Below are 18,501 nucleotides of genomic sequence, written 5' to 3'. Positions count from 1 at the left end.
AGGCGTCCCGGCGACGACGCCCGCGCCGTGGCCGGAGAATCCGCGCCTACTCCGCCGCCTCGACCAGCGGCAGCCCGCCGATCCGGGCGAGCAGCGAAACCACCTCCTCGACCCCCTTGCCCTGACGCAGAGAGGCGAAGACATAGGGCCGCCCGGCCCGCATCTTTTTGGTATCGCGCTCCATAACCTCCAGCGAGGCGCCCACATAGGGCGCCAGATCGGTCTTGTTGATCACCAGAATGTCCGATTTGGTGATCGCCGGGCCGCCCTTGCGCGGGATCTCCTCCCCCGCCGCGACGTCGATCACATAGATCGTCACATCCGCCAGCTCCGGCGAGAAGGTCGCCGACAGGTTGTCGCCCCCCGATTCGATCAGCACCAGATCGAGATCCGGGAAGGATGCGTTCAGCTCGGCGATGGCGGCGAGGTTGATCGAGGCATCCTCGCGAATCGCCGTATGCGGACAGCCTCCGGTCTCCACCCCCTTGATCCGGTCGAGCGGCAGCACCTGCTGGCGCATCAGCTCTTCGGCATCCTCGCGCGTGTAAATGTCGTTGGTGACCACCGCCATCGACAGCCGGTCGCGCAAGACGCGGGCGAGGGCCGCGGTCAGCGTGGTCTTGCCCGCGCCCACCGGGCCGCCGAGCCCCACGCGCAAAGGTCCGTTCGGGGATGCCATATTTTTCTCCGTTACGATCTGAAGAGCCGGGAATAGAGCATGTCATGACGCTGGCTGGCAATGTCGATCAGCGGCGCAAAGCCGCCGATCTCGTCCAGAGAGGCGGTTTCCGCCTGTTTCGCCAGCGACGCGCAGAGCGGCGCCAGCGCGGTGACGATCCGCTGTCCCTCGGTCTGGCCGAGCGGGATGAGCCGGATCGCAGCCCCCGCCAGATTCGACACAAAGGCCTGGAGATAGAGCCGCAGCGCCTCGGCGAGCGGCAGACCCAGCGCCTCTACCGCCAACCCCACCGCGACCGGATAGGGCGCGGGCGGGATCGCCACGCCCCAGACCTCCGAGACGGTCAAAGCGAAAGCCCGACCCTGCTGCTCGGCCTCCAGACGCCGCTCGGCGGAGGGCGAGAGCGCGAGGCCCAGCTCGGAAAGCGCCTCCGCATCCCCGCCCCGCGCCGCCTGCGCCAGAAGCACCGCGTCCGACCAGCCCGCGCCGTGGCGCAGCACTGCCTCCAGCCAGGACTGCATCTCCGCAGCCGACCGGACCTGCCCGGCCTGCACCACGGTTTCCAGACCATGGGAATAGGCAAAGGCCCCCACCGGGAAGGCCGGAGAGAAAAGCTGATGCAGCGTCAGGGCCGCGTCAGTGGTCATGATGGTGGTGATGCCCATGGGAATGGTCATGCCCGTGATCATGGTCATGATCGTGGCCATGCCCGTGCGCATGGCCCTCGGGACCGTGGCTGTGCGAATGATCGTGGCCATGGGTCCGGCCGTGGCCATAGGCACCGCCCTCGGGGGTGAAAGGTTCCTCGACCTCGGCCACCGTCGCGCCGATCTTTACCAGCATGTCGCGGATCACATGATCGCGCTGGATCAGCAGCCGGCCCGGCTCGATCTGGCAGGGCGTGTGACGGTTGCCGATATGCCAGGCGATGCGCGGCAGATCCGCGCCGCTCACCGCCAGCAGCGGCTCTTCCGCCGCCACGACCTCGACAAGCCGCCCGTCGGTCAGCCGGAACGCATCGCCGTGATCGAGGCTTTCGGTATGCGCGAGATCCACCAGAAAGCCCTGCCCCGAGCCCGCCGTCAGCACCTTGCGCCGCAGGAAACGGTCCTCGTAGGACAGCGTCACGGTGTCGGTCGCATCGTGCCACTGGCCCTTGCGGGCGATCTCGTGGCTGGTGGGCATGGTCATGTCAGGTCCTTTCCAGCGCGGGGGCCGGGCCACAGCACAGGCCGCCGCAAAACAGAGAAGGCCACGGCCCGGATAGAACCGGGCGCGTGGCCTTGATAAGAGACACCGTCCCGCGCGCAGAGCGCCGCGGAAGCGATGGCCGGTGTCAGAGGTAGTAGACGTCGTGGAAGACGTGGCGCACGATGTCCTCGCGGCGCAGACCGCGCTCGGCGAGTTCGGCATCGGACAGACGCTGCAGCGCGTCGACCTTCTTCATGCGCGGGTTTGCTTCGCCCACTGCAACGATGATTTTGCCGAAGCCCGCCAGCAGGCGGTACAGAAACGGCGATGTGTCGTGACGCTGGGTTGCGCTCAGAAATGCCATGGGAAACCTTTCTTCCGATTAGCAGGTCCCCTCCCACGTCAAAAAGGTAAGCCATCCTGTCCGAAACCACAAATGCTGCAACTGCAAAGTCGGGTTTCGGTGAGCGCATAGGTGCATGGTTCACCATTAAACAAATTTCCATTGCCATCAGTCCACGCGCTCGATCCCGGAATAGACGTAGCGGTCCTCGCCATCGACGTCGGTGGAGCGCACCAGATAAGACAGGCCGAGCTCGGGCAGCCAATTGACGAAATCGACCACTTCGAAGGGATCCGGGCGGTAGGATTGTATGACCGGGATCATCGTGTAGACGCATTCGCCGAAACTGACCTCGGACAAGGGGCCGAAGCTGTAGATCTGCAATTCCTGATCGAGCCCCTGCGCCTCTTTCACCGCCACATTCACCGTCCAGCCGGCCTCGGGGCTCGGCAGCGGCATCTCGGACGGTGCCATGGGAAAGGCATAGACCGTTGCGCTTTCCGCCACCGGCGCCCCCTGGGACATGTCGGCGACCTCCAGCACATACATGCCGCGCCCCAGCAGGACGCGGGTGTCTTCGCCGCCGCTCGAATAGACCGAGGCGATCACATCCGGGCCGTAGCGGCGAAAGACCTCGGTATCGCCGCCCTCGATATGAAAGCGGATGCCCCTGTCGAGATCCGCAGAGCTGGGGCAGTCTGCCAGCGCCCCGGAGGGCAAGGCCAGCAGCGCACAGAACAGCGCGAAGGGGTTTTCCATCGGTCTTGTCGCTTCGGCGGTCAGTAGAGGAAGTAGCGCTGTGCCATCGGCAGTTCGCGGGCGGGCTCGCAGGTCAGCAGCTCGCCATTGGCGCGCACCTCATAGGTTTCCGGGTTGACCTCGATCTCGGGGGTGGCGGCGTTCAGGATCAGGTCCTTCTTGCCGATCCCCCGCGTGTTGCGCACGGCGACGGTCTGCTTGGCCAGGCCCAGCGATTTGCCGATCCCTTCGGCCTGCGCCGCCTCGGAGACGAAGATCACCGCCGAATTCTCGACCGAGCGGCCATAGGCGCCCCACATCGGGCGGGTATAGACCGGCTGCGGCGTCGGGATCGAGGCGTTCGGGTCGCCCATCTGCGCGCAGACGATGGTGCCGCCCATCAGCACCATTTCCGGCTTCACGCCAAAGAAGGCGGGGTTCCACAGCACCAGATCGGCCCGCTTGCCCTCTTCGATGGAACCGATCTCCTGGCTGATGCCATGGGCGATGGCCGGGTTGATGGTGTATTTCGCGATATAGCGGCGGACGCGGAAATTGTCGTTGTCGCCGGTCTCTTCCGCCAGCTTGCCGCGCTGCTTCTTCATCTTGTCGGCGGTCTGCCAGGTGCGGATGATCACCTCGCCCACCCGGCCCATGGCCTGGCTGTCCGATGCGATGATCGAAAACGCGCCCATATCGTGCAGGATGTCCTCGGCGGCGATGGTCTCGCGCCGGATGCGGCTTTCGGCAAAGGCCACATCCTCGGGGATCGACTTGTCGAGATGGTGGCAGACCATGAGCATGTCGAGATGCTCTTCCAGCGTGTTCTGCGTGTAGGGGCGCGTCGGGTTCGTGGAGCTGGGCAGCACGAATTCCTCGCCGCAGATCTTGATGATGTCGGGGGCGTGACCGCCGCCCGCGCCCTCGGTGTGGAAGGCGTGGATGGTGCGGCCCTTCATGGCCTTCACGGTGTTCTCCACAAACCCGCTTTCGTTCAGCGTGTCGGTGTGGATCATCACCTGAACGTCCATGTCATCGGCAACCGACAGGCAGCAGTCGATAGCGCCCGGCGTGGTGCCCCAGTCCTCGTGCAGCTTGAGACAGCAGGCGCCGCCCTTGATCTGTTCGATCAGCGCGGCGGGCAGCGAGGCGTTGCCCTTGCCCGCGAAAGCGAGGTTCATCGGGAAGGCATCGGCGGCCTGCATCATCCGTCCCAGATGCCAGGCGCCCGGCGTGCAGGTGGTGGCCAGCGTGCCATGGGCGGGGCCGGTGCCGCCGCCCAGCATGGTGGTGAGGCCGGAATGCAGCGCGTCGTCGATCTGCTGCGGGCAGATGAAGTGAATATGGCTGTCCATCCCACCAGCGGTGAGGATGCGCCCCTCGCCCGCGATGGCCTCGGTGCCGGGGCCGACGATGATGTTCACGCCCGGCTGGGTATCGGGGTTGCCCGCCTTTCCGATCTTGTGGATGCGCCCGTCGCGAAGGCCCACATCGGCCTTGTAGATGCCGGTATGATCGACGATCAGCGCATTGGTGATCACCGTATCCACGGCACCATCGGCACGGGTGGCCTGCGACTGGCCCATGCCGTCGCGGATCACCTTGCCGCCGCCGAACTTCACCTCCTCGCCATAGACCGGCGCGTTGCCGCCCGCCGCCAGACCGACCGCCTCGGCGGTCAGGTCGCGTTCGACCTCGATGATCAGATCGGTGTCGGCAAGCCGCAGCCGGTCCCCGGTGGTGGGACCGAACATGGCGGCGTAATCGGCGCGGGAGATCCTGGCTGGCATGTCTTTGTCTTTCCTCGGCTGTCAGATCCGGTGCCCCAAACCTGCCCCTACGTCAATTTTCTTCGCGGGACGGGTCGAAGCTGATAAGGTGAGTTCCGGGTATCTGTTTTGTTTTACTGTTTTAATTGCATTTCTCAGGGGAGACACATCATGAAGTTGAAGGCGTTCGCGCTGTCGGTCGCCAGCCTCGGCGGCCTTGCCGTGGCAGCTACCGCAGAACCGGATCTGGCGCGCGGCGAATATCTTGTCCGGGGCCCGGCGGGCTGCGGAAACTGCCACACGCCGCTGGGCCCGGATGGCCCGGTGCAGGGCATGGAACTGGCCGGACGGCTGGTCGACAAGAACCCGGGCTTCACCGCCTATGCGCCCAATATCACCCCCGCGAGCCGCATCGCAGGCTGGAGCGATGCCGAGCTGGCCCGTGCGATCCGCGAGGGGCTGCGCCCCGACGGCTCGCTGATCGGGCCGCCCATGCCCTTTGCGATGTATCGCGGGCTGGGCGACGAGGATCTCGCTTCGATCGTGGCCTTCCTGCGCACGCTCGCCCCGGTGGAGAACGAGGTGCCGCCCTCGGAATACAACATCCCCCTGCCCCCGGCCTATGGTCCGCCGGTCGAAACCGTGACCGCGCCGCCGCAGGGTGTCACCGTGGAATACGGCGCCTATCTCGCCGGCCCGGTCGCGCATTGCATGGAATGCCATTCGCCGATGGGCCCGCAAGGGCCGATGACCGATCCGGAGCATCTCGGACAGGGCGGGTTCGAGTTTCACGGGCCCTGGGGCACCTCGGTCGCCGCCAACCTGACCAGCCACGAAAACGGGCTGGCGGGCTACAGCGACGAGGCGCTGAAGGCGATGATCACCCAGGGTCAGCGCCCCGATGGCAGCCCGATGCTGCCCCCCATGCCCTATGGCTACCTGGCCGGAATGACGCCCGAAGATCTCGACGCGGTCATTCTCTACCTGCGCAGCCTGCCGCCGCTGCCCGACGCCTGACACATCGCCCACCGCGCCCTTCGGGGCGCGGTCTGGGCAACGGAACGGAAGGCGGCAAAAGCGCATCGCGGATCAGGCCTCGAACATTTCGTCCACCGGCACCTGAAGCGCCGTGGCCATGGCGTTGGTCATACTGGCCATGCCGATCACCGCCAGTAGCTCGTTATGCATCTCCTCGGTCATGCCCTTGGCTTTCGCCGCCGCCGTATGCGAGTGGCAGCAATATTCGCAGGCATTGGCCGCCGAGACGGCGATATAGACCATCTCCTTGACCAGCGGATCCAGCGCGCCGGGGCCCATCAGCCCCTTGAGCCGCTCCCAGGTCGCCTTGAGCGTCTCGGGATCATGCGCCAGCGCGCGCCAGAAATTGTTCACATAATCGGTGCCGCGCGTGGCGCGGATGTCGTCGAAGACCGTGCGCGCAAGCGGCGCAAGCTGGTCATCGGTAAGAAGCGGTCGGCTGGCCATGAAATCGGGTCCTTGCGAGGGTCAGGCCGGGGCGTCGGTCTCGCCCACGGTCGCAACCGGGGCGGGCATCGCGGGCGGCGTCGAGGGCGTGCGGCGGCGGCGTGTCCTGGGCGCATCGGGCAAGGCGGAAACGAGCTTCAGCCGGGTCGGAGCATTGCGGCCCCCGGCGTGCGCGCCTCCCAGCGGCACCGGCCCGCAGACCCCCATCGTCGCGGTGGGCGCGGAAAAGACCGGCGCGCGCAGGCCCCAGAGCCGCGACTGCTGTTGCAGGCCGGCCTCGTACATCACCTGCGCCAGCCGCACCTGCGCCCCCATCACCTGCGAGGCCGCGCGCATGGCGGCCACGCTCCAGTCCAAAGGGGTCATCGGCATCATGTCGGTCTCTCCTCCCTGGTCAATCCTCGGGTTCGATCCCGAGATGCAGTTTCGGTCCCCGCCGCGCCAGGCGCTGACGATTTTCCCGCGCCGCCTCCTCCAGCGGCTCGGCCCAGGCCAGGATCACCGCTTCGGGCGGCGCGCCATTGCCCCAGGCCTGCGAGGCGTCCCACCAGCCGCTCAGAAAGGCCGGCGTCTTCTCGGCCACCATGCGGATCGATTCCGAGGGCTGCACCGACCATAGGCCGCTGAAGCCCAGAAGCCGGTAGGCCACGACGCTTTGCGCCTCGGTGGCCAGCAGGCCAAGTTTCACGGCACTCTCGTGCCACGCATTGAACTGCCCGAACATCATTACCGTACTCCGGTTCTTGTTGTTGTCGGCCGGGCCGCGCTTACAGCGCGCCCATGACCTTCTGATTGAAGCCGTAGACACGGCGGGCCCCCGAAATCGGGATAAGCTGCACCTCGCGGCGCTGGCCCGGCTCGAAGCGCACGGCGGTGCCCGCCGCAATGTCGAGCCGCAGGCCCATCGCCGCCTCGCGGTCGAAATCGAGCGCAGGGTTGGTTTCCGCGAAATGGTAATGCGAACCGACCTGCACCGGGCGGTCGCCGGTGTTGGCGACCATCAGCGTGATCGCCTCGCGATCCGCGTTCAGAACGAGGTCGCCCTCGGCGGGAAAAAGCTCTCCGGGGATCATCGCGCCCTCCTCAGCCAACCGCCAGCGCGGCGCCGACGATGGCCACCGCGCCGCCTGCCACGCGGGTCAGCGCCGGGCTGACCCAGCGCGACAGAACCAGGCCAAGCGCCAGGCCCGCGCCATGCAGCAGCGCCGTGGCGACGGCAAAGCCGCCCAGATAGGTCAGCGCCGTCGCGCCGCCGATCTCGGTGCCATGGGCATAGCCGTGGAACAGCGCAAAGACCGCGACAACGGCGGCGCCCAGACCGGCGGGCACGCGGGCGGCCAGCGCCACCGCCACGCCCAGCACCATCACCGAGGCCAGGATCACCGGCTCGACAAAGGGCAGCATCAGCCCCGCAAGCGCCAGCAGGAAGCCCGCGCACATCGCCGCGACGAAGGAGACCGGCAGCATCCAGATCGCCCGTCCGCCCAGCAGCGCCGCCCAGAGACCGACGCTGACCATGGCCAGCACGTGATCGGCGCCAAAGACCGGATGGGTGAACCCCGCCGCGAACGACCCATGCTCACCGGGGTTGAGATGGGCGAGCGCCGGGCTTGCCGTCAGCAGCGCGGGGGCGAGGATCAGGGAAAGTTTCTTCATCGAAACGGGCCTTTCTGCGGGATCAGCGGATCGGGTTGTGAACGGTGACGAGCTTGGTGCCATCGGGAAAGGTCGCCTCGACCTGAACCTCGTGGATCATCTCGGGCACGCCTTCCATACATTGTCCGGCGGTGATCACCTGGGCGCCCGCCTCCATCATCTCGGCGACCGAGCGGCCGTCGCGCGCGCCTTCGACCACCGCGTCGGTGATCAGCGCCACCGCCTCGGGGTAGTTCAGCTTCACGCCGCGGCTCAGGCGTTTGCGGGCCACTTCGGCGGCCATTGCGACAAGCAGCTTGTCCTTTTCGCGGGGGGTCAATTGCATGGGTCAGATCATCCAGGGTCGTGGCAGTTCGGCTCCGCTGAGGCAGCGCAGGACGGGGGCAAGGTGGCCCCGCAGCGCGTAGCCGTCAACGGAAACCAGACGGAGGAGCAAGAGATCGTCGGAAATCGCCGAGACGCCTGCGCTCTCGGGCAGCATCGCGCGCAGGCTGTCGCGCTGCGACGCGGCGCCGGGGGCGGCGTGAATCACCGTGGCCATCGCCCCCGCGCCCGCCGCCACCGCCGGGTGCGCCAGCGTTTCGTGGGCATCGCCCGTCAGGCGCAGCCGGTCGGCAAAGACGAGCTTTCCGTCGACCCGCAGGTCGATGCGGTCGCGCAGGCGCAGATTGTGCAGCACCTCGCCCATGGCGTGACGGCCAAAGATCAGCGCCTCGCAGGCCAGCAGCCGCGCATCGGGCGCCATCTCGATGGACAGGCGCCGGTCGAGCGCCGCGCCTTCGAAAAAGATCGTCTCCTGAGGCAACCAGTCGAGCCGCGCGCCCGCGTCGAGCGCCAGCCGGGTCTCGACGCGCCCGGTTTCCCCCGGCAGCGCGCGGTAGATGCGCTCGGCCGCCTGGGTGGTCATCGCAAGATGCGCGCCCGGCTCCACATGGGCCGCGACCTCGAAAGCATCGCCGCCGGTGATTCCGCCCGAGCTGTTGAGATAGACCGCCTGCAACGCGCCCTGAGCGCGCGGAAACAACAGCTTGGAACTGCCCGACATGTGCAGATCGCCGATCGCGCTGCGCCCGTTGCGCAAACGCGCACCGATCCGCGCGCGCCCACGGGCACGTTGCGCGGCGTGGGCGCTCGGGCGGGTCATCTCTGTCTGATCGTAGGGTATGGCGCGGGCCTCCTGCGCCGGACAGACTTTGCCAGCGCCCGCGGAACGGCAAGATGCGGCATCCGGCCCCGGGCCCGCCGGCCCACCGGCGCGCAGCGGATGAGCGCATTCTGGCGATTTGCCGCAAAATCAGGCACTTCGCATGTCACCCCTGCCGCTCGGCCTCGGCCCGTTTGCGCACCGCGTGATCGCAGCGGGCCGGCTTGATGTCGAGCAGCGGCGTGCCGTCGAGACAATCAAGCCCCCGCACCACCAGCACAGCGCCCTCGCGCGCCACGAGCCGGACCACCGAGGTGCCGATCGGGTTCGGCCGGTTGGGCGAGCGCAGGCTGAACGTGCCGCGCAGCTCGCCGCTGCCGCGCGGGCTCTGCGTCAGCAGATCGCGGCGCGACCGGTCAAGCCAGTAGAGCAGCTCCAGCGTATCGGTCCGCTCGATCCCGTCGAGCGCCGGTTCCAGCGCGGGGATCAGCTCTACCCGGCAGTCCGGGCCGTCGAAACTGCCCTGCCGGGGGCAGTCCTCACGGGTCTTGAAGGGGGTGCGGATGCGGCCGATGTAGCGCAGATGCGCGTCTTCGGCGGGCGGCAGATCCACGATCTGCTCACCGGGGCGAAGCTCTGCGGACTGGGACATGGCGGGGTTCCTTTCTCGCGTGTCCCGGCGAGATTAGCGCGCTCCGCCCGCGCCCGCCATGGCCGCGTCATAGGCCGCGACGACATCGCGCGCCCGGGCCGCGACCTCGGCCGCTGGCCGGCCCGGCGCATAGAGCCAACCGCCGATGCCAAAGCCCGCCGCGCCGGCGCGCGCCCAGTCGGCCATGTTCTCCGCCGACACGCCGCCGGTCGGATAAACCTCCGTGCCCTCAGGCAGAACCGTTTTCAGCGCCGCAAGACCCGCGGGCCCCACAAGAGGCGCCGGAAACAGTTTCAGCGCGTCCGCCCCGGTGCGCAGCGCGGTAAAGGCTTCGGTGGGCGTCATGATGCCCGGAACGCTGACCATGCCGGCCTTTTTCGCCGCCATGATCACCCGCTGGTTCATGTCCGGCGAAACCGCCAGCCGCGCGCCCATATGCGCCAGCCGCATCACCTCTTCCGGCGCCAGCACCGTTCCGGCGCCCACCAGCGCGTCCCGTCCAGCCCCCTGCACCAGCAGGCGGATGCTGTCCCAGGCGCCCGGCACGTTCAGCGGCACCTCGATCCGGCCGATCCCGCCCGCGATCAGCGCCTCTGCCACGCCGGAAACTTCTTCGGGCGTGATGCCCCGCAAGATCGCGATGATTTTTCGGCTCATGGCTTTGCCTCCCGACGCGCGCGTTTCAGCCCTTCGAGCGCCATGCGCGCGCCATCCGCCAGCACCGCCGGCACGCCCTGCGCCGCCAGCGCCGCGCGATAGCGCGCCGCCGTCTCGCCCTCGTCCAGAATGGCCACGCTTTGCCCCAGCCAATAGGGTTTCGCCGCCGCCAGCTCCATGCCGATCAGCAGCCCCCAGAGCCGCGCCAAAGCCACCGCCGGGGACAGATCGTGCAGCCGCGATTCGGCCAGGATCGCCGACAGATCCCCGGCAAAACCCGCCGGGCGCCCCATCGCCTGATCCACCGCCTCGAGAAACGCCGCCTCGTCCCAGCCCGTGCCCAGCGCGGGCCCAAGCGCCTCGGGTGCCGCCAGAAGCCGCCCGAGCGTGCCCGTCAGGAAGCTGCGGAAACTGACGATCTCGCCCGCGCTCACATGCACCCAGCGGCTCTGGGCGCCGGGCAGACAGACCACCCCGTCGAATCGCGGATTGAGCGCGAGGAACCCCGCCACACGGGTTTCCTCCCCTTCCAGTATATCGGCGGGGCGCGCCTGCGCCACGCCCGGCAGCAGGTGCAAGCCCCCTGCCCCGTCCCGCGCCCGGGCCATGACCGGCGGTTTGCAGGGCACGGCCGGAAAGGGCAGATCGGCAGCGCCGCTGATCAGAACCGGCACGCCCGGCGCAAGCTCCGGCAGGAGCCGCGCCAGCGCCTCGGCGGCATCCCGGCCCGGCGCGGGCGCCATCTGCGCCAGCACCGTATCGTCCGCCGCCATCTGCCACAGCCGCAGGTGCCCCTGCGCCCATTCCCCGGCGATCCAGTCCGGTTGCGTCATGCCGTGCCTCCTTGTCGCGCGACAGGTAGTCGCCGGCGCTTTTCCACGCAACCCCAATGCCCCCTTGGCGACGGCGCCAATGCATGTTCTAGTTGTGCGCGGAGGAGGAGAGGGGCCGCGCAATCGCCGGCCACAGTCCTTTCAGTCACACCATGCCCGCGGACCGCCGGAGCCAACCGGCGGCCCGGGCTGTCACGAAACTGTCGTGCTCATCGGGCATTGGGGGGTCCATCCCCGCCACCCGATGGCGGGATTTCCGTTTCGAAAACAGGGAGTCCGGCTGCAAAGCCAGGTCTCCGGACGACAAGGAGAACGATTTATGACACTGCGTATTTCCGCGCTGGCTCTGGCCGCCGCGCTGGTGGGCCAGTCCGCAGCCGCCCAGACCGAGATCGAATTCTGGCACGCCTTCACCGGCCGCCTGGGCGAGCTGGTGGCCGAGCAGGTCGAGACCTTCAACGCCGCGCAAAGCGACTACAAAGTCACCGCCACCCACAAGGGCAACTATTCCGAAACCCTGAACGCCGGGATCGCCGCCTTCCGCGCGGGCGAGCAGCCCGACATCCTGATGGTCTTCGAAGTCGGCACCGCCACGATGATGGCCGCCAAGGGCGCCGTGAAGCCGGTCTACGAAGTGATGGCCGACGCCGGTGCCGACTTCGACCCCGACGCCTATATCGGGGCGGTCAAAGGCTATTACACCGATACCGACGGCAATATGCTGTCGCTGCCCTTCAACTCCTCGACCCCGGTTCTCTGGGTCAACAAGGACGCGCTGTCCGCGGCGGGCATCGACCCCGAGACCGATCTGTCGACCTGGGAGCAGGTCGGCGACGTTCTGACCACGCTCAAGGAAGCCGGCTCCACCTGCCCGCTGACCACCGCCTGGCAGAGCTGGATCCACCTGGAAACCCTCTCGGCCTATCACAACGTGCCGTTTGCCACGAAAGAGAACGGCTTTGCCGGGCTCGACACCGAGCTGGCGCTGAACGGCCCGCTCCAGGTCAAGCACATCCAGACCATGGGTGACTGGGCCAAGGACGGCAAATTCATCTATGCCGGCCGTCGCAACGAGGGCGGCGCGAACTTCCGCGCCGGCGAATGCGCGCTCTTCACCGAAAGCTCGGCAGGCTATGCGGGCATCAAGGCCGAGGCGCAGTTCGACTTCGCCGTGCGTCCGCTGCCCTACTGGTCGGATGCCGAAGGCGCGCCGCAGAACACCATCATCGGCGGCGCCTCGCTCTGGGTCATGGAAGGCCAGTCGGACGAGGAATACAAGGGCGTGGCAGAATTCCTGAACTTCCTCTCCTCGCCGGAGATTCAGGCAAAGTGGCACCAGGACACCGGCTATCTGCCGATCACCGAAGCCGCCGCCGCGCTGACCCGCGAGCAGGGCTTCTATGATGCGAACCCCGGCACTGACATCGCGGTGATCCAGATGACCGCCAAGGCACCGACGCCCAATTCCAAGGGCATCCGTCTGGGCAGCTTCGACCAGATCCGCGGCATCATCGACGAAGAGCTGGAGGCCGTCTGGTCGGGCGATAAATCCGCCCAGGACGCGATGGACAGCGCCAAGACCCGCGGCGACCAGCTTCTGCGCCGCTTCGAGCAGGCCAACCGCTGACCCCACTGCCAGATGCCCCGGCCTTGTGCCGGGGCCGTCCGCCGCGCTCCGGTTCCCACACCGGGGCGCGGTCTTTTCCCCTCAAGCCCGAGCTGACCCACCATGGAAAAACGCGTGATCTTCAAAGGGATCTGGCTGCCATTGCTGCTGGTGGCGCCGCAGATGCTGATCACGGCGGTCTTCTTCTTCTACCCCGCCGGCCAGGCGGTCTGGCAATCGTTGTTCATCCCCGACCCGTTCGGGCTGTCGATGCAATATGTGGGCCTCGGGAATTTCGAATATCTGTTGTCGGACCCATATTACCGCGCCTCGTTCCTCACCACGGCGGTGTTCTCGACGCTGGTGACCGTGGTCTCGATGGGTGTGGCGCTCTATCTCGCCGTGCTGGCCGACCGGCTGATCAAGGGCTCGGGCACCTATCGCACCCTGCTCATCTGGCCCTATGCGGTGGCCCCCGCCGTGGCGGGCGTGCTGTGGATGTTCATGTTCAACACCCGCGTCGGCGTGATCACCTGGTATCTCGGCCAGTTGGGCTATGACTGGAACCATGTGCTGAACGGCTCCGAGGCCATGGGGCTGGTCGTCGTCGCGTCGGCCTGGGGCCGGATCAGCTACAATTTCCTGTTCTTCCTCGCGGGGCTGCAAAGCATCCCGCGCTCCGTCATCGAGGCCGCCGCCATCGACGGCGCGCATTTCTGGACCCGGTTCCGCACCATCGTCTTTCCGCTGCTCTCGCCCACCACCTTCTTCCTGCTGGTGGTCAATATCGTCTACGCCTTCTTCGAGACCTTCGGGGTGATCCACACGATCACCGCCGGCGGGCCGCAGCAAAGCACGACGATCCTCGTCTACAAGGTCTTTGCCGACGGGTTCGTCGGGCAGGATCTGGGCTCTTCGGCGGCGCAATCGGTGATCCTGCTGCTGGTGGTGGGCGCGCTGACGGTGCTGCAATTCAAATATGTCGAACGGAAGGTGCATTACTGATGGCCGACCGACACACGGGCATGGTGGAAAAACGCGGCGCGGGGCTCTGGCTCACCCATGCCGGGCTGATCCTTGGCGTGCTGTTCATCTTCTTCCCGATCTGGCTCGCCTTCGTCGCCTCGACCGTGACGCAGCCCGAGATCGTGCACCCGCCCATGCCACTGCTGCCCGGCGACCAGTTTCTCGAGAATTACCGCAAGGCGCTGGTCTCGGGCATCAACGCGCCGGTGGCGCGGATGCTGGCGAACTCGGCGGTCATGGCCATCGGCATCGCGGTCGGCAAGATCGTGATCTCGATCCTCTCGGCCTTCGCCATCGTCTATTTCCGCTTCCCCGGGCGGAAGCTCTTCTTCTGGCTGATCTTCGTCACGCTGATGCTGCCGGTCGAGGTGCGCATCGTGCCGACCTACGAGGTTGCCGCACGGTTCGACATGCTGAATTCCTATCACGGGCTGATCCTGCCGCTCATCGCCTCGGCGACGGCCACCTTCCTCTTCCGGCAGTTCTTCATGACCGTGCCCGACGAGTTGGCCGAGGCCGCCCGCGTCGATGGCGCAAGGCCCATGCGGTTTTTCATCGACATCCTGCTGCCGATGAGCCGCACCAATATGGCCGCGCTTTTCGTGATCCTCTTCATCTACGGCTGGAACCAGTATCTCTGGCCGCTCCTCATCACCACCGATCCCGAGATGAACACCATCGTGATGGGCATCAAGCAGATGTTCCCCAGCGGCGACGACATCGCCGACTGGCCGGTGATCATGGCGACCTCGATCCTCGCCATGATCCCGCCGGTCATCGTCGTCATCTCGATGCAGAAACTCTTCATCCGCGGGCTGGTCGACAGCGAGAAATGAACATGTCCGGACCTATCGCCCCGCGCAACTCTCTTTATCCGACGAAACGGGACATGCAGTAAATGGCCACGCTGACGCTTGAGAACGTTCAGAAATCATTTGGCGACACCAAGGTGATCCATGGCGTCGACATCGACGTGGCCGATGGCGAATTCATCGTGATCGTCGGCCCCTCGGGCTGCGGAAAATCCACCCTCCTGCGCATGGTCGCCGGGCTCGAAGGGGTCAGCGGCGGCGAGATCCGCATCGGCGGCAAACGCGTGAACGAGCAGGAACCGATGGATCGCGACATCGCGATGGTGTTCCAGAACTACGCGCTCTATCCGCATATGTCGGTGGCCGAGAACATGGGATACGGGCTGAAGATCGCCAAGACTCCGAAAGCCGAGATCGCGGCGCGGGTGCAGGAGGCGGCAACGCTCCTCCAGCTCACCCCCTATCTCAAGCGCAAGCCGCGCGAGCTGTCGGGCGGGCAGCGGCAGCGGGTTGCGATGGGGCGGGCCATCGTGCGGCGGCCGTCGGTGTTTCTCTTCGACGAGCCGCTGTCGAATCTCGATGCCAAGCTGCGGGTGCAGATGCGGCTCGAGATCAAGCAGCTCCAGCGCAAGCTGGGGGTGACGGCGCTTTACGTGACCCACGATCAGGTCGAGGCGATGACGCTGGCCGACCGGATGATCGTGATGAACGCCGGCGTGGCCGATCAGATCGGCGCGCCGCTCGATGTCTACGCCGACCCCGCCACCGCCTTTGTCGCCGGGTTCATCGGCTCGCCGCCGACGAATTTCCTGCCCGCCGCGCGGTTCGGCGGCGCAGAGGGCGAGATGCTGGGCATCCGCCCCGAACATCTGACGCTCGGGGCCGCTGGCGCGGGCCGCATCGACGGGCGGGCGGTCTCGATCGAGCCGCTGGGCGCGGAAACCCTCGTCCATCTCCGGCTGGAGGACGGCACCGCCGTCACCGTGCGCCAGGAGGGAACCGCCGAGCTGCCCGCAGAGGGTGCCGAAGCGGGGCTGAGCTGGGCCACCGGAGAGGAGATGCGCTTTGACGATGCGGGACGGCGGCTGCGCTGAGGCGCCCCGGCGTCACGCCCCCGGCCACCAGGCCTGTCCGACCTCCCAGAACAGCCGCAGGCACAGCAGCCCCAGCGCGATATTGACCAGCGCAAAGAAGGCGCGCTCCGGCAGCCGGGTGGTCAGCCTGTAGCCGACCCAGGCCCCGGCCAGCGCCAGCGGCGCGAGAAAGGCGATCTGGCGCAGGCTGTCCCAGGTGACCTGCCCGGCCAGGACATAAGCGGGCAGTTTCATCCAGTTGATGCAGGCGAAGGTGATCGTGGCGGTGCCGGCAAAGGTCATCTTGGGCAGTTTCTGCGGCAGGGTATAGGCCTGAAAGGGCGGCCCTCCGGCGTGGCTGATATAGCTGGTGAACCCCGAGAGCGCGCCCCAGAAAAGCCCCCTCGGCACATCCGCCGGGCGGGATCTGTAATCGCCCGACAGCCGTTTGCGCAGCGCGCTGGCAAGATAGCTTACCCCGATCAGCGCCACCACCAGCTTGCTCGCCTCGACCGGCACGCGCGACACCAGCAGAAAGGCCACCCAGATGCCGATGGCCGCGGCCGGGATCAGGATCTTGAGGTTGCGCGCCGAATACTGGCCCCGGAACAGCCACACCGCATAGACATCCGCCAGGATATACATGGGCAGCAACAACCCCGCCGCGGCGGCGGGAGGGATGAAGACCGACAGGATCGGCACCCCCAGCATGGCCACCATGGGCAGCCCGCCCTTGGACATGCCCACGAAGAAGGTGGCGGCGCCTGCCGCGATCCAGAATGTCCAGCTCGGTTCCACACCCGGCCTCCCCTGCGCCCTGCCCCGTCATGCACCGGACCGGCGGCGGCGGAAAGGGCAAAGCGCTCAGGCGGCGCGGGCGGCATGGGCCTTGAGCAAGGGGCTGGTCAGCTCCGCATCCTCCTGAAGCGGCCGGTTCGGCACCTGTCCGGAGCGTTGCAGATCGCCATGATAAGCCCTGACCGCCTCGAAAGATCCCATCCCCTCGCGGATCACGCGGCGCATGGCGGTGAGCATCAGCACCGGATCTTCGCAGGCGAAACTTTCACGGCTGAACCCCGCCAGCCGCGCGCCGTATTTTTCCGCCTGTGCCAGCCGTTCGAGACAATCGCGGGTGGTGCCGGTGGGGCATCCGGTGATGCCGATGACAAGGCGCCCCGGATGCCAGCCCGCCAGCTCCTCCATCGCGGCGGGGCCGAGATACTCGGTCTCGATAAAGATCGGGCGTTCGCGGCGGGCGATGCCCGCAAGGCTGCGGATCAGGATGTCGTTGCGGTAGGCGGCATAATCGGCCTCGCCGGTGGCGATGGGAAATTGCGGATCCGAGACCTGTAGAAAATGCCGGATGCCCACTGCCGTGGCGAGATCGCGGAAATCGGAATAGGCGCGCAGCGTGGCATGATCCTGCGCCGGATCGTTGTAGAAGGTCATGCCGTAGAGGCCCAGATTGGCCACCGGCTTGACCGCATCCAGCCGCGACGAGCGGAAGGGCAGCGCCGGATGTGCCGGATAGGCACCGCCGCGCACGCGCCACATGTCGGTCGGATCGTTGAGCCGCACCGCCGGAGTCGCGTTCGAGCGGGCATAGACACCATCCTCGGCCAGCATCTCGGCAGTGGAGAGCGAGGTGAGCACGATGTCGGCCAGATCGCTTTCGATCACCCGCTTCACATCGGCGCGGTAGGCGGCCAGCGGGCGTGGCCGGCCCTGCGCGTCGGCCCCGGTGGCCGAGCATCCCCGCAGCAGATCGGCATCCTTGGCGAAGGTGACGATGAAATCGCGCGGCGCGTAATTATCCGCGAGGATCTTGGCCAGCTTTTCGTCGATCCGTCTCATATGCCCTGCCCTGAACCGCGCGCCCCGCGCCTGCGGGCAGTCTAGGCGGAAACAGGTTGAGCATTGGTAAATCCGTCCCGCCGGCCGCGGGACATGCCTCAGATCGGCACCACATCCACCTGATGCGTCGTCTCGTGCGAGCCTTCGGAGCGCAGCGAGCCCTTGGCGGGGGCCACATCGGAGTAATCCCGGCCCACCGCCACGGTGACGTGATCGGTGCCCGCGCGGATCGCGTTGGTCGGGTCGAACTCGACCCATCCGGTCTCGCCGCCGCACCAGGCGCGCACCCAGGCATGCATCGCGTCCGCCCCTTCGAGCCGTTCCTGGCCCTTGGGCGGGATTGTGCGCAGGAAGCCCGACACATAGCCCGCCGGAATCCCCAGCGCCCGAAGCGCGGTGATCATCACATGGCTGATGTCCTGACAGACCCCCCGCCTTGCGCGGAACGCCTCGATGGGGGTGGTCGTGACCTCGGTCGCCTCGGGGTCGAAATCGAACGCCTCGTGCAGCGCAAGGCTCACCGCCTCCGCCGCCGCCAGCGCCGACATGCCGGGTTCTACGCAACTCCGCGCGAAAGCGGCGATTTCCGGCTCGGCGGGCAGGCGCGGCGAGGCGCCGAGGAAGTGATGCGGGCTGTCGGGCGCGATGCTCTGGATCTGCGCCACCTCCCGCGGCAGCGACGCCAGCGCGCAGGACAGGTCGAGCCCGCCCGCCGGGCCGTGCCGCAGCACCCGCCCTTCGAACAGGAACTCGATCTCGGAAAGCCGCTGCTCGTGACTGACTTCGGTCGTGGGATTGCCAAAGAAGTCGATGGCGTCCAACCGATAATCCGGGGCGGGATTGGTGGTCACCACCCCGTAGAGCAATTGCTGCTCGGGCAGGTTGCGCGGCAGCATGCGCAGCAGCGTGTGGCTCGCCGCGGCGGGACTTTCGTAGAGATACGCGATTTTCAGCGTGATGTCGTAAACCTGGCTCATCGGCGG

Annotated in this window: 24 protein-coding genes; 5 read left to right on the top strand and 19 right to left on the bottom strand. The window is 67.1% G+C overall.

Translation table 11 applies throughout. The features are described from left to right. Positions 1-46 precede the first annotated feature (46 nt). The 6 genes from ureG to ureC all read right to left on the bottom strand — a co-directional run bounded on the left by ureG (position 47) and on the right by ureC (position 4,741). Positions 47-679 carry an urease accessory protein UreG gene (gene ureG / locus M4578_RS21240; protein ID WP_258095232.1) on the bottom strand — a complete coding sequence of 211 codons (633 nt, stop codon included), beginning with the start codon at positions 677-679 and terminating at the stop codon, positions 47-49. A gap of 11 nt (positions 680-690) precedes the next feature. Then, complete coding sequence (locus tag M4578_RS21235) at positions 691-1,326, bottom strand: urease accessory protein UreF (protein WP_258095270.1); 636 nt, start codon at positions 1,324-1,326, stop codon at positions 691-693. Then, a complete protein-coding gene (gene ureE, locus M4578_RS21230; RefSeq protein WP_258095231.1) occupies positions 1,316-1,870 on the bottom strand; it encodes an urease accessory protein UreE in 555 nt (184 codons plus the stop codon). The genes M4578_RS21235 and ureE overlap by 11 nt, the downstream gene beginning before the upstream one ends. 145 nt (positions 1,871-2,015) lie before the next feature. Then, the gene (locus M4578_RS21225; RefSeq protein ID WP_258095230.1) at positions 2,016-2,234 is read right to left on the bottom strand and encodes a DUF1127 domain-containing protein; all 219 of its coding nucleotides are present in this window, start codon (positions 2,232-2,234) and stop codon (positions 2,016-2,018) included. A 147-nt stretch (positions 2,235-2,381) separates the two neighbouring features. Then, a complete protein-coding gene (locus M4578_RS21220) occupies positions 2,382-2,972 on the bottom strand; it encodes a hypothetical protein (RefSeq protein WP_258095229.1) in 591 nt (196 codons plus the stop codon). A 20-nt stretch (positions 2,973-2,992) separates the two neighbouring features. Next, on the bottom strand, positions 2,993-4,741 hold the full coding sequence (ureC, locus tag M4578_RS21215; RefSeq protein ID WP_258095228.1) for an urease subunit alpha: 1,749 nt from the start codon (positions 4,739-4,741) through the stop codon (positions 2,993-2,995). A 150-nt stretch (positions 4,742-4,891) separates the two neighbouring features. Between ureC and M4578_RS21210 the strand changes: the two genes are divergently transcribed. Beyond that, positions 4,892-5,737, top strand: a complete 846-nt coding sequence (locus M4578_RS21210; protein WP_258095227.1) for a c-type cytochrome — start codon at positions 4,892-4,894, stop codon at positions 5,735-5,737. A 72-nt stretch (positions 5,738-5,809) separates the two neighbouring features. Here M4578_RS21210 and M4578_RS21205 read toward each other — a convergent pair whose 3' ends face one another. The 10 genes from M4578_RS21205 to M4578_RS21160 all read right to left on the bottom strand — a co-directional run bounded on the left by M4578_RS21205 (position 5,810) and on the right by M4578_RS21160 (position 11,147). Further along, positions 5,810-6,205, bottom strand: coding sequence for a carboxymuconolactone decarboxylase family protein (locus M4578_RS21205; protein ID WP_258095226.1), 396 nt, complete (start codon positions 6,203-6,205; stop codon positions 5,810-5,812). A 21-nt stretch (positions 6,206-6,226) separates the two neighbouring features. Continuing rightward, a complete protein-coding gene (locus M4578_RS21200; protein WP_258095225.1) occupies positions 6,227-6,580 on the bottom strand; it encodes a hypothetical protein in 354 nt (117 codons plus the stop codon). Between the two features lie 19 nt (positions 6,581-6,599). After that, entirely contained in the window at positions 6,600-6,893 is a 294-nt protein-coding gene (locus M4578_RS21195) for an antifreeze protein (protein WP_258095224.1), read from the bottom strand. Between the two features lie 79 nt (positions 6,894-6,972). Then, positions 6,973-7,278, bottom strand: coding sequence for an urease subunit beta (locus tag M4578_RS21190; protein ID WP_258095223.1), 306 nt, complete (start codon positions 7,276-7,278; stop codon positions 6,973-6,975). Positions 7,279-7,288: 10 nt separating this feature from the next. Continuing rightward, the gene (locus tag M4578_RS21185) at positions 7,289-7,861 is read right to left on the bottom strand and encodes a HupE/UreJ family protein (RefSeq protein ID WP_258095222.1); all 573 of its coding nucleotides are present in this window, start codon (positions 7,859-7,861) and stop codon (positions 7,289-7,291) included. 22 nt (positions 7,862-7,883) lie between these two features. Next, positions 7,884-8,186 carry an urease subunit gamma gene (locus M4578_RS21180; RefSeq protein ID WP_008884617.1) on the bottom strand — a complete coding sequence of 101 codons (303 nt, stop codon included), beginning with the start codon at positions 8,184-8,186 and terminating at the stop codon, positions 7,884-7,886. 3 nt (positions 8,187-8,189) lie between these two features. Next, positions 8,190-9,005, bottom strand: a complete 816-nt coding sequence (locus tag M4578_RS21175) for an urease accessory protein UreD (protein ID WP_258095221.1) — start codon at positions 9,003-9,005, stop codon at positions 8,190-8,192. A gap of 166 nt (positions 9,006-9,171) precedes the next feature. After that, the gene (tsaA, locus tag M4578_RS21170; RefSeq protein WP_258095220.1) at positions 9,172-9,657 is read right to left on the bottom strand and encodes a tRNA (N6-threonylcarbamoyladenosine(37)-N6)-methyltransferase TrmO; all 486 of its coding nucleotides are present in this window, start codon (positions 9,655-9,657) and stop codon (positions 9,172-9,174) included. A 33-nt stretch (positions 9,658-9,690) separates the two neighbouring features. Beyond that, positions 9,691-10,314: a 2-dehydro-3-deoxy-6-phosphogalactonate aldolase gene (locus M4578_RS21165; RefSeq protein ID WP_258095219.1), complete on the bottom strand. Its 624-nt coding sequence runs from the start codon at positions 10,312-10,314 to the stop codon at positions 9,691-9,693. Beyond that, positions 10,311-11,147 (bottom strand): 2-dehydro-3-deoxygalactonokinase, encoded by an 837-nt coding sequence (locus M4578_RS21160; protein WP_258095218.1) that lies wholly within the window; start codon positions 11,145-11,147, stop codon positions 10,311-10,313. Before M4578_RS21160 ends, M4578_RS21165 begins: the two co-directional genes overlap by 4 nt. Before the next feature lie 319 nt (positions 11,148-11,466). On the opposite strand from M4578_RS21160, the gene ugpB reads away from it, so the two are divergent. The 4 genes from ugpB (at position 11,467) to M4578_RS21140 (ending at position 15,685) form a co-directional block, all read left to right on the top strand. Beyond that, complete coding sequence (gene ugpB, locus M4578_RS21155) at positions 11,467-12,774, top strand: sn-glycerol-3-phosphate ABC transporter substrate-binding protein UgpB (protein ID WP_258095217.1); 1,308 nt, start codon at positions 11,467-11,469, stop codon at positions 12,772-12,774. 102 nt (positions 12,775-12,876) lie between these two features. After that, positions 12,877-13,758, top strand: coding sequence for a sn-glycerol-3-phosphate ABC transporter permease UgpA (ugpA, locus tag M4578_RS21150; RefSeq protein ID WP_258095216.1), 882 nt, complete (start codon positions 12,877-12,879; stop codon positions 13,756-13,758). Positions 13,759-13,778: 20 nt separating this feature from the next. Next, the gene (ugpE, locus tag M4578_RS21145) at positions 13,779-14,615 is read left to right on the top strand and encodes a sn-glycerol-3-phosphate ABC transporter permease UgpE (protein WP_258095269.1); all 837 of its coding nucleotides are present in this window, start codon (positions 13,779-13,781) and stop codon (positions 14,613-14,615) included. A gap of 62 nt (positions 14,616-14,677) precedes the next feature. After that, positions 14,678-15,685, top strand: a complete 1,008-nt coding sequence (locus tag M4578_RS21140; protein ID WP_274705709.1) for an ABC transporter ATP-binding protein — start codon at positions 14,678-14,680, stop codon at positions 15,683-15,685. Between the two features lie 12 nt (positions 15,686-15,697). On the opposite strand, the gene M4578_RS21135 is transcribed toward M4578_RS21140, so the two are convergent. From M4578_RS21135 to M4578_RS21125, 3 genes are all read right to left on the bottom strand, one after another. Further along, positions 15,698-16,462, bottom strand: coding sequence for a sulfite exporter TauE/SafE family protein (locus M4578_RS21135; RefSeq protein ID WP_258095215.1), 765 nt, complete (start codon positions 16,460-16,462; stop codon positions 15,698-15,700). A gap of 66 nt (positions 16,463-16,528) precedes the next feature. Then, positions 16,529-17,518 carry a hypothetical protein gene (locus M4578_RS21130; RefSeq protein WP_258095214.1) on the bottom strand — a complete coding sequence of 330 codons (990 nt, stop codon included), beginning with the start codon at positions 17,516-17,518 and terminating at the stop codon, positions 16,529-16,531. Between the two features lie 98 nt (positions 17,519-17,616). Then, on the bottom strand, positions 17,617-18,495 hold the full coding sequence (locus M4578_RS21125; RefSeq protein ID WP_258095213.1) for a transglutaminase family protein: 879 nt from the start codon (positions 18,493-18,495) through the stop codon (positions 17,617-17,619). Between the last annotated feature and the right edge of the window lie 6 nt (positions 18,496-18,501).

This window comes from Salipiger pentaromativorans (assembly GCF_024721115.1).
GTDB classification, from domain to species: Bacteria; Pseudomonadota; Alphaproteobacteria; order Rhodobacterales; family Rhodobacteraceae; genus Salipiger; species Salipiger pentaromativorans.
The sequence above is the reverse complement of the archived record's forward strand: the minus strand, read 5'-3'. Positions and strand labels throughout refer to the sequence as shown.

Coding starts and splice junctions, on each gene's coding strand:
- ugpA (WP_258095216.1), top strand. CDS start 12,877: ATGGAAAAACGCGTGATCTTCAAAGGGATCTGGCTGCCATTGCTGCTG.
- M4578_RS21185 (WP_258095222.1), bottom strand. CDS start 7,861: ATGAAGAAACTTTCCCTGATCCTCGCCCCCGCGCTGCTGACGGCAAGC.
- ureG (WP_258095232.1), bottom strand. CDS start 679: ATGGCATCCCCGAACGGACCTTTGCGCGTGGGGCTCGGCGGCCCGGTG.
- M4578_RS21235 (WP_258095270.1), bottom strand. CDS start 1,326: ATGACCACTGACGCGGCCCTGACGCTGCATCAGCTTTTCTCTCCGGCC.
- ugpB (WP_258095217.1), top strand. CDS start 11,467: ATGACACTGCGTATTTCCGCGCTGGCTCTGGCCGCCGCGCTGGTGGGC.
- M4578_RS21175 (WP_258095221.1), bottom strand. CDS start 9,005: ATGACCCGCCCGAGCGCCCACGCCGCGCAACGTGCCCGTGGGCGCGCG.
- M4578_RS21205 (WP_258095226.1), bottom strand. CDS start 6,205: ATGGCCAGCCGACCGCTTCTTACCGATGACCAGCTTGCGCCGCTTGCG.
- M4578_RS21180 (WP_008884617.1), bottom strand. CDS start 8,186: ATGCAATTGACCCCCCGCGAAAAGGACAAGCTGCTTGTCGCAATGGCC.
- ugpE (WP_258095269.1), top strand. CDS start 13,779: ATGGTGGAAAAACGCGGCGCGGGGCTCTGGCTCACCCATGCCGGGCTG.
- M4578_RS21190 (WP_258095223.1), bottom strand. CDS start 7,278: ATGATCCCCGGAGAGCTTTTTCCCGCCGAGGGCGACCTCGTTCTGAAC.
- M4578_RS21125 (WP_258095213.1), bottom strand. CDS start 18,495: ATGAGCCAGGTTTACGACATCACGCTGAAAATCGCGTATCTCTACGAA.
- M4578_RS21165 (WP_258095219.1), bottom strand. CDS start 10,314: ATGAGCCGAAAAATCATCGCGATCTTGCGGGGCATCACGCCCGAAGAA.
- M4578_RS21160 (WP_258095218.1), bottom strand. CDS start 11,147: ATGACGCAACCGGACTGGATCGCCGGGGAATGGGCGCAGGGGCACCTG.
- M4578_RS21200 (WP_258095225.1), bottom strand. CDS start 6,580: ATGATGCCGATGACCCCTTTGGACTGGAGCGTGGCCGCCATGCGCGCG.
- M4578_RS21220 (WP_258095229.1), bottom strand. CDS start 2,972: ATGGAAAACCCCTTCGCGCTGTTCTGTGCGCTGCTGGCCTTGCCCTCC.
- M4578_RS21130 (WP_258095214.1), bottom strand. CDS start 17,518: ATGAGACGGATCGACGAAAAGCTGGCCAAGATCCTCGCGGATAATTAC.
- ureE (WP_258095231.1), bottom strand. CDS start 1,870: ATGACCATGCCCACCAGCCACGAGATCGCCCGCAAGGGCCAGTGGCAC.
- M4578_RS21210 (WP_258095227.1), top strand. CDS start 4,892: ATGAAGTTGAAGGCGTTCGCGCTGTCGGTCGCCAGCCTCGGCGGCCTT.
- M4578_RS21140 (WP_274705709.1), top strand. CDS start 14,678: ATGGCCACGCTGACGCTTGAGAACGTTCAGAAATCATTTGGCGACACC.
- M4578_RS21225 (WP_258095230.1), bottom strand. CDS start 2,234: ATGGCATTTCTGAGCGCAACCCAGCGTCACGACACATCGCCGTTTCTG.
- tsaA (WP_258095220.1), bottom strand. CDS start 9,657: ATGTCCCAGTCCGCAGAGCTTCGCCCCGGTGAGCAGATCGTGGATCTG.
- ureC (WP_258095228.1), bottom strand. CDS start 4,741: ATGCCAGCCAGGATCTCCCGCGCCGATTACGCCGCCATGTTCGGTCCC.